This window comes from Pseudomonas sp. NFACC45 (assembly GCF_900113505.1).
In the GTDB taxonomy this organism is placed as follows: domain Bacteria; phylum Pseudomonadota; class Gammaproteobacteria; order Pseudomonadales; family Pseudomonadaceae; genus Aquipseudomonas; species Aquipseudomonas tehranensis.
In genome coordinates, this window is the sequence record NZ_FOPO01000004.1 from 432,453 (window position 1) to 445,187 (window position 12,735).

General features: G+C 58.5%; 13 protein-coding genes and 1 pseudogene. 5 read left to right on the forward strand and 9 right to left on the reverse strand.

Translation table 11 applies throughout. The features are described from left to right. Positions 1-11: 11 nt before the first annotated feature. The 4 genes and pseudogenes from BM132_RS28920 to BM132_RS09920 form a co-directional block, all read right to left on the reverse strand. Positions 12-914 (reverse strand): annotated as a pseudogene (locus tag BM132_RS28920) (Tar ligand binding domain-containing protein); the annotation flags it as partial. Positions 915-966: 52 nt separating this feature from the next. After that, positions 967-1,128: a rubredoxin gene (locus BM132_RS09910; protein ID WP_072339421.1), complete on the reverse strand. Its 162-nt coding sequence runs from the start codon at positions 1,126-1,128 to the stop codon at positions 967-969. Positions 1,129-1,142: 14 nt separating this feature from the next. Next, positions 1,143-2,033 carry a fatty acid desaturase gene (locus BM132_RS09915; protein ID WP_092455012.1) on the reverse strand — a complete coding sequence of 297 codons (891 nt, stop codon included), beginning with the start codon at positions 2,031-2,033 and terminating at the stop codon, positions 1,143-1,145. A gap of 17 nt (positions 2,034-2,050) precedes the next feature. Further along, a complete protein-coding gene (locus tag BM132_RS09920) occupies positions 2,051-2,701 on the reverse strand; it encodes a TetR/AcrR family transcriptional regulator (protein WP_092455014.1) in 651 nt (216 codons plus the stop codon). 417 nt (positions 2,702-3,118) lie between these two features. On the opposite strand from BM132_RS09920, the gene BM132_RS09925 reads away from it, so the two are divergent. The 4 genes from BM132_RS09925 (at position 3,119) to BM132_RS09940 (ending at position 6,796) form a co-directional block, all read left to right on the forward strand. Next, on the forward strand, positions 3,119-4,378 hold the full coding sequence (locus BM132_RS09925; RefSeq protein ID WP_092455016.1) for an aromatic ring-hydroxylating oxygenase subunit alpha: 1,260 nt from the start codon (positions 3,119-3,121) through the stop codon (positions 4,376-4,378). Then, on the forward strand, positions 4,379-4,873 hold the full coding sequence (locus tag BM132_RS09930; protein WP_092225420.1) for an aromatic-ring-hydroxylating dioxygenase subunit beta: 495 nt from the start codon (positions 4,379-4,381) through the stop codon (positions 4,871-4,873). A gap of 335 nt (positions 4,874-5,208) precedes the next feature. Next, on the forward strand, positions 5,209-6,444 hold the full coding sequence (locus tag BM132_RS09935; RefSeq protein ID WP_092455018.1) for an NAD(P)/FAD-dependent oxidoreductase: 1,236 nt from the start codon (positions 5,209-5,211) through the stop codon (positions 6,442-6,444). Positions 6,445-6,475: 31 nt separating this feature from the next. Continuing rightward, on the forward strand, positions 6,476-6,796 hold the full coding sequence (locus BM132_RS09940) for a 2Fe-2S iron-sulfur cluster-binding protein (protein WP_092455020.1): 321 nt from the start codon (positions 6,476-6,478) through the stop codon (positions 6,794-6,796). Positions 6,797-6,911: 115 nt separating this feature from the next. Here the strand turns inward: BM132_RS09940 and BM132_RS09945 are convergent, their stop codons facing one another. From BM132_RS09945 to BM132_RS09965, 5 genes are read right to left on the reverse strand one after another with little or no spacing between them, the layout of a single operon-like run. Then, on the reverse strand, positions 6,912-7,184 hold the full coding sequence (locus BM132_RS09945) for a cytochrome C oxidase subunit IV family protein (protein WP_177218165.1): 273 nt from the start codon (positions 7,182-7,184) through the stop codon (positions 6,912-6,914). Continuing rightward, a complete protein-coding gene (locus BM132_RS09950) occupies positions 7,181-7,816 on the reverse strand; it encodes a cytochrome c oxidase subunit 3 (RefSeq protein WP_092455024.1) in 636 nt (211 codons plus the stop codon). Before BM132_RS09950 ends, BM132_RS09945 begins: the two co-directional genes overlap by 4 nt. Beyond that, the gene (locus BM132_RS09955; protein WP_092455026.1) at positions 7,813-8,520 is read right to left on the reverse strand and encodes a hypothetical protein; all 708 of its coding nucleotides are present in this window, start codon (positions 8,518-8,520) and stop codon (positions 7,813-7,815) included. The genes BM132_RS09950 and BM132_RS09955 overlap by 4 nt, the downstream gene beginning before the upstream one ends. Next, a complete protein-coding gene (locus BM132_RS09960; RefSeq protein WP_092455028.1) occupies positions 8,517-9,923 on the reverse strand; it encodes a phytoene desaturase family protein in 1,407 nt (468 codons plus the stop codon). The genes BM132_RS09955 and BM132_RS09960 overlap by 4 nt, the downstream gene beginning before the upstream one ends. A gap of 28 nt (positions 9,924-9,951) precedes the next feature. Continuing rightward, positions 9,952-11,103, reverse strand: coding sequence for an acyl-CoA dehydrogenase family protein (locus BM132_RS09965; protein ID WP_203417420.1), 1,152 nt, complete (start codon positions 11,101-11,103; stop codon positions 9,952-9,954). Positions 11,104-11,246: 143 nt separating this feature from the next. Between BM132_RS09965 and BM132_RS09970 the strand changes: the two genes are divergently transcribed. After that, the gene (locus BM132_RS09970; RefSeq protein WP_092455030.1) at positions 11,247-12,695 is read left to right on the forward strand and encodes an aldehyde dehydrogenase family protein; all 1,449 of its coding nucleotides are present in this window, start codon (positions 11,247-11,249) and stop codon (positions 12,693-12,695) included. Positions 12,696-12,735: the final 40 nt, after the last annotated feature.

The window sequence follows — 12,735 nt, forward strand, 5'->3', positions numbered from 1 at the left end:
TGCACCCGTTCGAGCAAGGCGTTGAATGCGCTGGCGGCTTGCGCCACCTCGTCGCGGCCATGGTTAAGTGCACGGAGGGAAAAATCGTTGCTGCTGCGCACCTGTTCGAAGGTCGAGCGCAACTGATGCAGCGGATTGACAACGCTGCGTACGATCAGGGCGGCGAGAATACCGAGGATCAGCATGGTGGCCCCTAGTACGCTGGCGATCAGGCTGTTGGCGGTGGCGATTACCGACTCGCCGCCAGCCTGCGCCTGCGCGGCATCGGCGACTCCGAGCTTGAGCAGTTTCTCCAGCGGCTCACTGGAGGCGTGGATCGCCGCTGCCCAGGGTAGGGTGTTAGTTACCAGCTCCAACGAGCGAATATGTACGTCGTCCCAGCTCTTCGCTTGAGCGAGGGCCTCGCAGATTTCGGTCTGCACTTGGTCGGCGCTCTGGAATTCGTTCCACAGCGCGCTGAATTCCTGCCACAGGGCCTGCTCTTCACGGCTTTTGGTCTGGGTATCGTAGGCTTTGAACGCCAGCTCGGCCTGCGTCAAGGCTTCGCGGTGGCGCGTGAGGATGTCGTTGAACAGGTCGTGGGCTTCGGCCAGTGCGTCGCTCTTGTCGCTCATCGAGTCGAACGCCTCGGGGCGCCAACTGGCGCCCTCCTGCATGGCGGCGATGGAGATCAGTCGCGCGTGACGCAGAGATGCCAAGGCATCAACGGCACTTAGCGCGCCGCTGACCTCTTCCATGCTGTGGCCGGCATTGTGGATACCGAGCCGGCTGGCGGTTCCTACGACGGCGAGGCTGGTGATGAAGCAGAACATCAGGAAGTACAGCTTTGTACGCACGGATAGATTGCGCATATGACGCTCCTTGGCTTCTGGCGGATGCTTCTGGGCAGCTTGGAGGGCGTAGGGGAGTCTCATTCAACGCATTTATGCAGGTACACCGGGCCAACGTGGCCCGGGCGATGATGAGTCATACAACCTCGAAGTAGTCCGCTTTGCCGGCTCCGCAGTCCGGGCACATCCAGTCGTCAGGGAGGTCTTCCAGGGGGGTGCCGGGAGGGATGCCGTTGTCCGGATCACCAAGACGTTCATCGTAAATATGTGAGCAGAAACTGCATTGCCAACGTTTCATGGTCGGGCTCCTCTTCAGGTGGACAGATGGATGACGGGTTGAATGGCGAAGCCATGCTGAATCTGCAGGTTGCGCTGTCGTAGCTCCGGCTCCAGCAGCTGCCAGGCCTTCACATGCTGATACGCGGGCATGGTCGGGAACAGGTGATGAATAAGGTGGTAGTTGTGGTACTGACACAGCGGCGTCAGCAACCACTCGTGGCCCAGGCGCATGGAAGTAGCCAGGGTCAAGTCCTGCTCGGATTCCACGTCGTCCTTAACATGGGGCAGCCAGAAGAACACGCAGCCCACCAGGATGAAGACCAGGCGCGAGGGGATGAACCACAACAGCAGCACATGCATGCCGTAACCCAGGTAGGTCAACGCCGCGGCTATGGCCAGGGTGATCGCGGCATTGAGCAGTGTGCCGCGCAGATGGCGCATGGCGATCGGATCCCGGTTTTTCATGATGAATAGCAGGTAACCAATTTCCAGCAGGGACCAGCGTGCCGGCAGGCTCCACCAGGGGCCGTGCATCCAGTTGTCAGGATCTTTCGGGCCATTGGTGAAACGGTGATGCTGGATGTGCGCCCAACGAAAAATTCCCAAGCTGATCTGCGGTGCGAAGGTGGCCATGCCGATATGGCCAAACAGGTCGTTGAGCTTCTGATTCTTCGCCGCCGAACGGTGAATCGAGTCGTGGGCCACAGTGAACTGCCAGTACATCAGGAAGGTATTGAGCAGGCAGGTCCAGCCTAGGTTGAAGTAGCCGAGCACGGCCAGGATGTCGGCAACAATCACGCCGCCGGTGGAGGCGATCAGCAGTCCAAGCACCATGGGGGAAGCGCCGGGGACACGGCACAATTTTTCGAGGGCCGCGCGCTTTTCCAGGGGGACGGTAAAGCGAGCCAGGGCATTGATAGTCACAGGTCTTCTCCTCTACATCAGCTATGCGACGACTGGCTAGTCGGTGGCTGCGGGTTGTTTGTTGGGGGGGCGATATCGCCTGCGTGCAGAAAACTGTCGATCAGCGGCCATGCCATTTCGCGCAGAGACAGGCCATGCACGAGCTGGTTAGCCGTGTGCAGCGAGAGCATCCCGTGCAGCAGGCTCCATAGACCGTGGGTAAGTAACAGGGCATTGCCATGCAGGCGTTTCTGGTCAATGGCGGCCTGTACCAGATCGACGCACGAGGCAAAAAACTCCCAGCGTTCTGTCAGCAGCGATGGGTATTCGGTGAGATCCGGCTGAGTGTCAGAAAAAATGAGCCGGTATTTGGCTGGTTGGCTGCTGCCAAACGCCAGTAACTCCCGAAGGGTCGAGCGGATGCATTCGATCGGATCTCTTTCGTCGTCGTTGGCCGGCATTGCCGCGGCCTTTAGCTCCAAAAGGCAAGCGCGACGCATCTCGGCGACCAGGGCTTCCTTATTGGCGAAGTAGCGGTAGCCGACGGTGTGGCTCAGTCCCACCCGCTTGGCGATCCGACGCAGGGTGACGTTGTCCATACCTTCTTCCAGGTACAGCTCCAGGGCTCCTCGCACCAGGGTCTGGCGGAGGTTCTCGGTTTCATCGGCTGAGTAGACTGGGCGGGCCATGGATCATCGTGTTCAGTGGGGTGTGGGGCCAAATTAACAGCATTTTTCAGTATTGTTAACTGTGTAAAAATAACGTTGTTAATCTTTGAGAGCCGCTGATCTGCTGCTATCTATCTGAATAAAAAAGTGATTTCGCCTGCTTGCCGGTTTCGGCAGGTGTTTGAAAATCGTCGAATCCGACGAGCGGGAATGTAGGGTGTGCTCGACCCTGGCGCCCTTGGTTTTCTGGGCGAATGCAGGAGCGTGAGTCGTATTGAAGAGGTTAAGAAACGGGTCGTTCAATTAAGCAGTTAGTCGGCAGCGACTGGACTGTCTGGTGCGGGTGTTGGGGAATTCGTCGAAAACGACGATCTGGGGTTTCGGGGACATCGATACAGTGCCGGCTATCGAGTCTTCACTCCCCTTCAGAGGTTCGCGATGACGACATTAATTCCCACCCGTAACTGGGATGACCTGGTCCAGCATGACCGCGTGCATGGCTCGGTCTACAGCGACGAAGAGCTTTTCCAGCTCGAGTTGGAACGGATCTGGTACCGCACCTGGGTTTACGTTGGCCATGTCAGCGAGGTTCCCAAACTCAACGATTTCGTGGTCAAGTCGATCGGCCCGCAACCGGTGATCATGACCCGCGACGGGGAGGGGCAGATCCATCTGCTACTCAACCGTTGCCCGCATCGAGGCAACCAGGTGTGCCTGGAGCATGCGGGTAATCGCAAGTCATTCACCTGCCCCTATCACGGTTGGACCTTCTCCAATACCGGTAGCTTGCGCGGTTATCCGTTCGCGGCCGGCTACGAAGGCACCGACCGAAGCACTCTGGGCTTGGGCAAGGTGGCGCGCATCGGCATTTACCAGGGCTTTGTGTTCGGCAGCATGGCCGTGGAGGGGCCGACGCTGGAGGAGCACCTGGGTGCGGCCCGTGGCGCGCTCGATGCGCTGGTGGTGACGTCGCCCGAGGGTGAGGTGGAAATCACTGCCGGCTTCCTGCAGCACAAGGCCAAGTCTAACTGGAAGTTCATCGTCGAGAACGAGACCGATGGTTACCATCCTCAGTTCGTTCATGCCTCGATCTTTGATGTCGCCTCCAGCGGTATCGGCGATCTGTACAGTGCTGACTCCACTGCCGTGGCCCGGGATATGGGCGGTGGCCACACCGAGATCGACCTGCGACCAGAGTTCCGCCGCATCGGCCAGCCCATGGGCTGGTTTGGTACCACCGAAGCACGCCTGCCCGAGTACGTGAGCAAGATGCGTGAAGCTTATGGCACCGAGCGCGCCAACGAAATCATGATCGATGGCACGCCACACATCATGATCTTCCCCAACCTGTTCATCGCCGAAATCCAGATTTTCGTGATCCAACCGCTGGCGGTCGACGAGACCGTGCAACACGTCACCGCGCTGCAGTTCAAGGGCGCGCCCGATCTCAATCGGCGCCTGCGCCAGCAGACAATGGGCTCGGTCGGGCCGGCTGGTTTCCTGCTCGCCGACGACTCGGAAATGTACGAGCGCACCCAGCGTGGGGTTCGCAGCCGCAATCCGGAGTGGAACTACCTCGGCCGCGGCCTGGCGCGTGAGCGCCGCGATGCTGACGGCTTCCTGATCGGTGACGCTACCGACGAAGTGACCACACGTGGCATCTGGAGCCACTACCGCTCCCTGATGGAGGCGCAATAAATGGGCAGTGCAGTTATCCCGGAAAAAAACCTGATCGTCGAAGTTAGCCAGTTCCTCTACCGCGAAGCCCGCCTGCAGGATACTCACGAGTACGACGACTGGGAGGCTCTATGGACCACCGACGGTGTGTATTGGGTGCCGGCCAACGGCGATGACATCGACCCGGAAACGCAGATGTCGATTATCTATGACAACCGCTCGCGCATCGCCCTGCGGATCAAGCAGTTCCATACTGGCAAGCGCCACACTCAGTCTCCGCGCTCGCGCCTGGGGCGGGTGCTGTCCAACGTCGAGATCATCGAGGCCAGTGGTGACGAGATTCGGGTGGCGGCTAATGCCATGGTCTTCGAGTCCAACCTGCGCGCCGACACCGTGTGGTGCACCCGCAACGAATACCTGCTGCGTCGAGAAGAAGGCGGCCTGCGCATGGCGCGCAAGAAAGTGGTCTTGGTTAACAACGACAAGGCCCTTTTCACCCTGTCTTTCCTAATCTGAGTTCGTCTTCCATGAGCAGTATGGAATGGCGCAGGTGCTGGGGCTGCACGGCGGCGGGTTAAGGGCGGGTCATCAATGTCGGTTACGAGGCCTGGGAGGCGTGCTGGGGCCGCTACCAGTGCGTCATGCAGTTGCTGCCTGAAGCCCCTTCCTGCGCCGGGCAGCCCCCGTTGTTCAAGCGGCTCGATCAACCAGGAGTGAGCCCGTTGCTGACCCCTGGATGGCAGGTAAGGGAGCCGCCACGAGTTCGTCGCAAACGACGATGTGCGGCTTCCGGCAGCGGGCGAGCATGACTGAAAAATGCAAGCCATAGTCATCTCGAAGAGAGCCGCCCCATGTATCCACAGAACGAAACTGCCGTCATTGTCGGCGCTGGTCATGCAGGTGCCGAACTGGTGGCTACGCTGCGTCAGAACGGCTATCCCGGCCGGATTATCCTGATCGGTGATGAGCCCGAGCTTCCTTATCGGCGCCCGCCGTTGTCCAAGACCTACCTTTCCGGCGAGGCGAGCCGCGAGTCGTTGCTGATTCGCAGTGCGGCCGCGTACGACAAGTTGCAGGTGGCGTGCTGGACCGGCGTGCAGGTCTGCGCCATCGACCGCGAGCGGCGGATCGTCACGCTCAGTGACGGCCGGACTCAGGCCTATGACAAGCTGGTGCTGGCTACCGGCGGAAGGCCGCGTCGCCTGGAGGAGCCGGCTGCGCAGAAACCCAATGTTCATTACATTCGTAACCTGGCGGATATCGAACGGTTACAGCCGGACTTCGTCGCGGGCAAGCGTCTGCTGGTGATCGGCGGCGGTTACATCGGTCTGGAGGCCGCCTCGGTCGGGATCAAGAACGGCCTGCAGGTCACCGTCCTGGAGGCGGCGCCACGGGTGCTGGCGCGGGTCGCGGCTCCGGAGATTTCCGCGTTCTACGAGGGCGTTCATCGTCGCCGGGGCGTGGATGTGCGCACGGAAACCAGCGTGCAGGTATTCCAGGGTGCCGAGCGAGTGGAGTCGGTGCAGCTAAGCGACGGCAGTGAGTTGCCGGTCGACTTGGTCATTGTCGGCATCGGAATCTTGCCCAATGACCAACTGGCCCGTGACGCTGGTCTGGAGATCGACAACGGCATCGTCGTCGACTCTTATGCGCAGACCCTTGATCCAGACATCCTGGCGGTTGGCGACTGCGCCCGACACGTCAACGGCTTCCTCGGCTGTCTCATCCGCATCGAGTCGGTGCCGAGTGCCCAGGAGCAGGCGCGCACGGCCGCTCATACGATCTGCGGCAAAAACCTGCCACACATCGCCGTACCCTGGTTCTGGTCCGACCAGTTTGATCTCAAGCTGCAGATAGTCGGCCTGTCCCAGGGCTACGACCAACTGGTGCTGCGGGGCGATATGGCTGCTGAATCCTTCTGCGCCTTTTACCTGCGCAAGGGGGTGGTGTTGTCCGTCGACGCGGTCAACCGGCCGCAGGACTTCATGGTCGGCAAGCGTCTGGTTGCCGAGCGGGTTCAAGTCGATCCACAAGTGCTGGCGGACGAAAGTGTTGACCTCAAGTCGTTACTTGCCGCAGCGCTCTGACGCCGTTGCCAGAACAGTAGGAAGTAGAACTATGCCGAAAGTTATTTTTATCGAAAATTCTGATGTGGTGCACAGCGTTGAGGCCGAGACAGGCCGCTCGCTGATGCAGATCGCCGTCGACAATCTGGTGCCGGGCATCGACGGCGAATGCGGTGGGGCCTGCAGCTGTGCAACCTGCCATGTGTATGTCGATCCCGCCTGGCAGTCACTGTTGCCGGCGCGCAGCAGCGACGAGACCTTCATGCTGGAAGGCGCCTTCGAGGTCAATGAGAGCAGCCGCCTGGGCTGCCAATTGAAAATGTGCGAGGCGTGGGATGGGCTGGTGGTCAGGATTCCAGTGAGCCAGGGTTGATTTGCAGACTTCCTGTAAGTCTGCCTCAGCAAGTGAGGCTACGAAGTTGAATGGATTGATCTAACACACTTTACGATCACGAAGACCAGCGGCCTGGCGGTAACCATGGTTGCACCTAGATGGCATAGAGTGCGATTGCGGCACCGCCAGTCAGTCCGATCCAGGCCATGAAAATGCAGCGCAGTACCCGAGGCGCCCCGCGAAGCTCCATGAAGTCCATGCCGATGTAATAGACCTTGATGAAGGCGATGGCTATCGCAATGGAGGACGTCAGGTGTTCGCTGGTGGCGGAAAAAGGATGGCTGGTACTCAGCCACCAGGTAGCGCAGGTGGCTAATACCAGAGAGAGCCAGACGATAGTCACATGTTGCTGCGAAGAAGCACTCATGCGATGCATACCAAATAGAGCAGTGTGTAGATGAGGATCCACAGCAGATCGACCATATGCCAATAGACCGCCGAGATTTCGACAAAGGCGCGCTCTTCGCTCCAGGAAGCTTGGCTGTGACATCTGCTCCACCAGAGGCTGAGCAGGCATACGCCAATCAGAACGTGCAATAAGTGGATGCCAGTCAGAACGAAGTAAAAGGTGAAGAACAAGGAGCTTGTAGGTGTATGCCCATTGGCTACTTCAATGCTGTATTCGATTGCCTTGAGGCTGGCGAATCCTAACGCGCAGACCAAAGCGCCTAGTATCAGGCGGCCGGCGCGGACGGTATGACCGCGACGCTGTGCGCCCATAGCGAGCACAATCAGGTATGAGCTGAGGAGTAGGATGAGAGTGTTGATGCCGCCGATGCTCTGGAACAGACTGCCTGCATCGTTTGAAAAGGCACTACGATCTTGGCGGTTGTTCCAGAGGAACGTCAAAAAGAGGGCACCAAAAATCATCATGTCACCGAAGATGAATACCCAGATTCCCGCTTCGCCAGGGTGGTTGTTATCGGTGGCATGCGACGGTTTACCCTCTATGGGCATTGCGACGTCGTTGCAGAGAAAGTCCGGGACCTGAGAGGTCATGCAGAGGCTCTTTCCATTTTGGCGAGGGTAATGATTTGTGCATTGGCGTGTTTGATTGCGACGCCCATGCCTACCAGGAATACCGCGTAAGCCCCCAGTGCCAACCAGAAGACGAAGATCCCGTTCCAGGCGAATGGTCCGCTCATGAAGAAGTAAGCGAGTACATCAGGTACAAAGGCCAATGCAACCCACAGATTGAGGAACCCTGCCCAGCGTGGAAAGACTCTGTGGGGGGCGCTGAGCACTGCCGTGCCGATGGCAATGTTTTGGATCATGAAAGGTATGATCCCCGTGAACAGCAATAACCAAGCGATATCGTTCAGTGTTTGATACTCCTCGGGTGTTCGATCGGTACGAAAGGCGATGGTCGCCCACAGTAACTGGGGGAGGGTGTTAAGTATCACGGTAACTGCGCCGGCAATCATCTGGGTAAAACTGAGCAATGGGTAACGACCTTCCATGCGCAACATGTGCATTGAGATAGCAGCCAACATGGGAAGCATCAGTCCAACCCCTACGGAAGCAATGACAAAGCCCATCTTCGTCACCGTCGCATCGTCGATGAAGAACGCGGCGACTTCTATAGCGCTGGTTGAGGGGCCTAGGGGGAGTGGCAGTATTCCTGCGATCAGCCACCCGAGACAGGTAACAACTAATGCGGCAGTACCGCTCCAGGCGCTGATGCTGAAAACGCGCTGGTTCATAGTGCTTCCTTAGGACTACTGCTGGTGTGGTCAACAGCATGGGATTGTGGGATGGGTTGTGATACGGCTTTTGCATGTTCTTGTTGTTGGGGCTCGAGCGCCGCTTGTGCTGCTTGCCAGGGGTATGCTCGTTCAATCTTGGCCGCTACCAGAATGGCAGTTTCGGCACAGGCGGTCGTTGCCGCGCTACCCCATTCTTTGACGCCATCACCGACGTTCCAGAGGTTCGCAATGGGGGTTTCATTCGGCAAGTCCGCGCCAGCCATGGCTCGTTGCGCGGGCCACTCGTCGCGGGTCACTACCACGTCCAAAATATGTGCCTGCGCGAAGCCAGGGAACTCGTCTAGCAGGTCGGCTTTCAGGAGTTCTATTTCATTGGTTTCATTGAAGTCACCGGTGCAGGGTTGCGGTACGCTGGCTCCGCAGTAAACATGCCAGTTTGGCGGCGAGTTTTCCGGACAGGTTTGCGTGAAATTCGCTGCGTAGCAGAGCCTCCGGGTGGAGCTGAAGCAGGCAAATCCTGGGAAACTTGCCAGGGGCGTAGTACTGGCAAAGTAAATCGTGATGATGGCGCTTGGCTGGCACTGGCGCTTTACCGTAGTGATGTAGTCGGCGGGAAGGTTTGCGTCCCCGCACAGGCCAAGAGTTGCCTGTGGCCCTATGTCACTCACCGTCAGCTTGGTTGTCAGTTGCCGTGGGATTCCATCGCGATTGACCGTTGCACCGTTCACTGTGCCGTCGGCTGCAAAACTAAGTTGCTCTACTTGCGCGTTCAACCAAATCTCGCCGCCGTGACGTTTGTAGGCCGTGAGGAGTTCCTGCCATACCGTTACGGTTCCACCAGGAGGGAATCCGAATTGCTTGAATGCTCCTTTGGTCGTCAGGTAGTGCAAAAAAAGATCGGCGGGTAACAGGTGTGGTGTGGTGGCAAAGATTGATCCAATGAAGTTGTGAAGTAGACCCAGGACCGTCGGATTGTTGGTGAAGCGTGTAACCCAGGCATGACTGGACTCACCTAGGCGCGGCTGGAGTGGTGGGATAACGTGGAGAGCAAGCCGCAGTAGCTTTATAGCGACACGGTTTGCCATGCCAGGAAGACCTGCCGAGATGTTTATATCCTTGCCTGAGACCCGGCAAACTATACCTGGCGAGGGTTGACGCACTATCAACCGTGCGCCAACTTCGTTGAAAACCTCTTCAGTTTCTGTACCTATTTCAATCCCCAGCGCCCCGGTATTCACGGCGAAGCCATCTTTGTAACGAGTCGATGCGCGGCCTCCGACTTCGCCGAGACGCTCCACGAGCAATGTGCGGTAGCCGCGCTTTGCCAGCAGTGCTGCGGTAAACAGACCACCGGCACCCGCGCCAATGACTAAGGCGTCAAATTCTAAGTTATCCGACATCATTGTCTCCTTGCGCCAAGGGGGGGCGTTACAGGCCGCGGCCGATGATTTCCCTGAGGATCTCGTTGGAGCCAGCATAGATTGGTTCGATGCGTGCATCGATGTACATGCGGGCAATCGGATACTCGAGCATATAGCCGTGGCCGCCGAACAACTGCAGGCAGCGGCTGATGATTTCGCATTGCTGCTCGCTGATCCACCACTTGCTCATCGAGGCAATGTCGGCGGTGATGGTGCCATCTAGATAGCGTTCGACGGCGAAGTCGGAGAACACCCGGGCAATAGTGGCCACGGTCTTGATCTCGGCCAGTTCGAAGCGCGGGTGTTGTAGATCGATCAGGCGCTTGTCGAACATGGTGCGGTCGTGGGCATAGTCGCGGGTCACGCGGAAAGCTCGTTCCATGACGGCGGCGCAGTTGATGCCGGTCAAGGTGCGTTCGTAGGTGAGGTCCTGCATCATCTGGTAGAAACCGCGGCCTTCGACGCCGCCGAGCAGCGCGCTTTCGGGCACCTCGCAGTCTTCGAAGAACAGCTCGCAGGTGTCAGAGCCGTGCAAGCCGATCTTCTTCAGGCGTTGGCCGACGCGAAAGCCCGGGTTGTTGGTTTCAAAGATGAACAGCGAGACGCCCTTGGCCTTTTGCTTGGGGTCTGTTTTTGCCGCCAGCACCAGGATGTCGGCAATGGAGCCGTTAGTGATAAAGGTCTTGGCACCGTTGATGATGTACTTGTCGCCCTGCTTGATGGCGCGGGTGCGCATGTTCTGCAGGTCGGTGCCTCCGCTGGGTTCGGTCATGCCCATGCCGGCAATCAGTTCGCCGCTGGCCAGGCCTGGCAGATAACGCTGTTTCTGCTCTTCGCTGCCGTAGCGTTCGATGTAGTGGGCGGCGATCACATGGATCTGCTGGCCACAGCGCCAACTGGTATCACCGGCCAGGCACAGTTCTTGGGCCAGTACCGCTTCGTGGGCAAAGGTGCCGTCGGAACCGCCGTATTCGCTGGAGATGTCCGGCAGCAGGATGCCGGCGGCACCGGCCTTGAGCCAGACTTCGCGGTCGGTGGCGCCCTGTTCGTACCAGCGCTCCTGATTGGGGGTAACTTCTTCGGCGGTGAAACGTCTGGCAAGATCTTGCAGCGCCAGAAGCTCTTCGTTCATCCAGCGCGGTTGGTAACTGTCGATCATAGGAATGTCCATGCTTTGCTTTGGGCTGATGCCTGCATGCTAGGCAAGGGGGGATTGTTCAGTGTCGTCGTTTACGACGATTTCCATCTTCGAAGCGTTGGCGATGATGAGGGTCAGTCAGTCCTATACCAGAGAGTTGCGCCATGTCCGCTGCCCCGGCACCGATCTTCCCTACCGAGACACTGACGCCGCAGTTGGCGGCGGATATCCAGCGGATATTTGCGATTCAGCGCCAGACGGCACTAAGCCTGCGCAGCTCCACTGTCGAGCAGCGCATCGCCAAGCTGAGACGCTTGCGTGAGGTCCTGATGATGCATCGCGAAGCCATAGTCGAGGCCGCCGGGAAAGATTTCAAACGGCCACCGGTGGAGGTCGATTTCACCGAGCTGATGCCGGTGATCATGGATATCTCGGACTATTGCAGGCGTCTGAAGAAATGGCTAAAGCCACGCCGTGTGCGGCAGTCGATGATGATGCTGGGAACTCGTGCTTGGGTTCGCTATGAGCCGCGGGGGCGCTGTCTGATTCTGGCGCCATGGAATTACCCGGTAACGCTGACCCTGGGGCCGCTGATCCCGGCCATTGCCAGTGGCAATACGGCGATGATCAAAACCTCGGAGATTGCACCAAACCTGTCGGCGGTATTGGTAAAGATCATTCGTGAAGTGTTCGATGAGTCCGAAGTGGCTGTGTTTGAGGGCGATGCCAGTGTGGCACAGGCGCTACTCGAGCTACCCTTCGACCATGTTTTCTTCACCGGATCGCCGTCGATTGGCAAGGTGGTGATGACCGCTGCAGCCAAGCATCTCACCAGTGTCACCCTGGAATTGGGCGGCAAGTCGCCGGTGGTGGTCGACCAGAGCGCTGACATCGAGCTTGCGGCCAAGACCATCGCCTGGGGTAAGTTCATCAATGCCGGACAGACCTGCATCGCGCCAGACCACATTTATGTTCACAGCAGTATCAGTGCGCAGTTTGTGCAGCGCGTTTGCGCTCACCTTGACACCTGGTACGGCGAGGGACTGGCCGCCATGGATGCTGAACTGTCGCGGGTTATCAACGTGCGTCACACCCAGCGTGTGGCCGACCTGATCGACGACGCCAAGGCCCGCGGTGCGCGGCTGATTTATGGCGGAGCAGTGGATGTCGGCGCGCATTTTGTTTCGCCGACGTTGTTGGGGGACGTACCTGATGACGCACGGATCATGCAAGAAGAAATCTTCGGGCCGGTGTTGCCAATTATCGCTTTCAATCATCTGGATGAGGTGATCGAGCGCATCAACGCAGCGCCCAAACCGCTGGCGTTGTATATCTGGAGTCGCGACCCGGCCAGTGCCGATGCGCTGATTGTCCGTACCAGTGCTGGCGGTACTTGTGTCAACCACATTGCCGCACACTTTCTGCACCACAACCTGCCGTTTGGTGGAGTCAATAACTCCGGCATCGGCAGTTACCATGGCGAATGGGGCATTCGCGCATTTTCCCATGAGCGCGCCATCGTCAAGACGCAGGTGCTTTTGGCGACTATGTTCTTTCCGCCTTACAAGCCACGAGTGCGCAAGATACTCGGCTGGATACTCAAGCATCTGTGAGCCACTGCATAACAACCATAATCGTGTGCAGCCACACGAG

Coding starts and splice junctions, on each gene's coding strand:
- BM132_RS09935 (WP_092455018.1), top strand. CDS start 5,209: ATGTATCCACAGAACGAAACTGCCGTCATTGTCGGCGCTGGTCATGCA.
- BM132_RS09960 (WP_092455028.1), bottom strand. CDS start 9,923: ATGTCGGATAACTTAGAATTTGACGCCTTAGTCATTGGCGCGGGTGCC.
- BM132_RS09930 (WP_092225420.1), top strand. CDS start 4,379: ATGGGCAGTGCAGTTATCCCGGAAAAAAACCTGATCGTCGAAGTTAGC.
- BM132_RS09910 (WP_072339421.1), bottom strand. CDS start 1,128: ATGAAACGTTGGCAATGCAGTTTCTGCTCACATATTTACGATGAACGT.
- BM132_RS09965 (WP_203417420.1), bottom strand. CDS start 11,103: ATGATCGACAGTTACCAACCGCGCTGGATGAACGAAGAGCTTCTGGCG.
- BM132_RS09955 (WP_092455026.1), bottom strand. CDS start 8,520: ATGAACCAGCGCGTTTTCAGCATCAGCGCCTGGAGCGGTACTGCCGCA.
- BM132_RS09925 (WP_092455016.1), top strand. CDS start 3,119: ATGACGACATTAATTCCCACCCGTAACTGGGATGACCTGGTCCAGCAT.
- BM132_RS09945 (WP_177218165.1), bottom strand. CDS start 7,184: ATGAGTGCTTCTTCGCAGCAACATGTGACTATCGTCTGGCTCTCTCTG.
- BM132_RS09970 (WP_092455030.1), top strand. CDS start 11,247: ATGTCCGCTGCCCCGGCACCGATCTTCCCTACCGAGACACTGACGCCG.
- BM132_RS09920 (WP_092455014.1), bottom strand. CDS start 2,701: ATGGCCCGCCCAGTCTACTCAGCCGATGAAACCGAGAACCTCCGCCAG.
- BM132_RS09950 (WP_092455024.1), bottom strand. CDS start 7,816: ATGACCTCTCAGGTCCCGGACTTTCTCTGCAACGACGTCGCAATGCCC.
- BM132_RS09940 (WP_092455020.1), top strand. CDS start 6,476: ATGCCGAAAGTTATTTTTATCGAAAATTCTGATGTGGTGCACAGCGTT.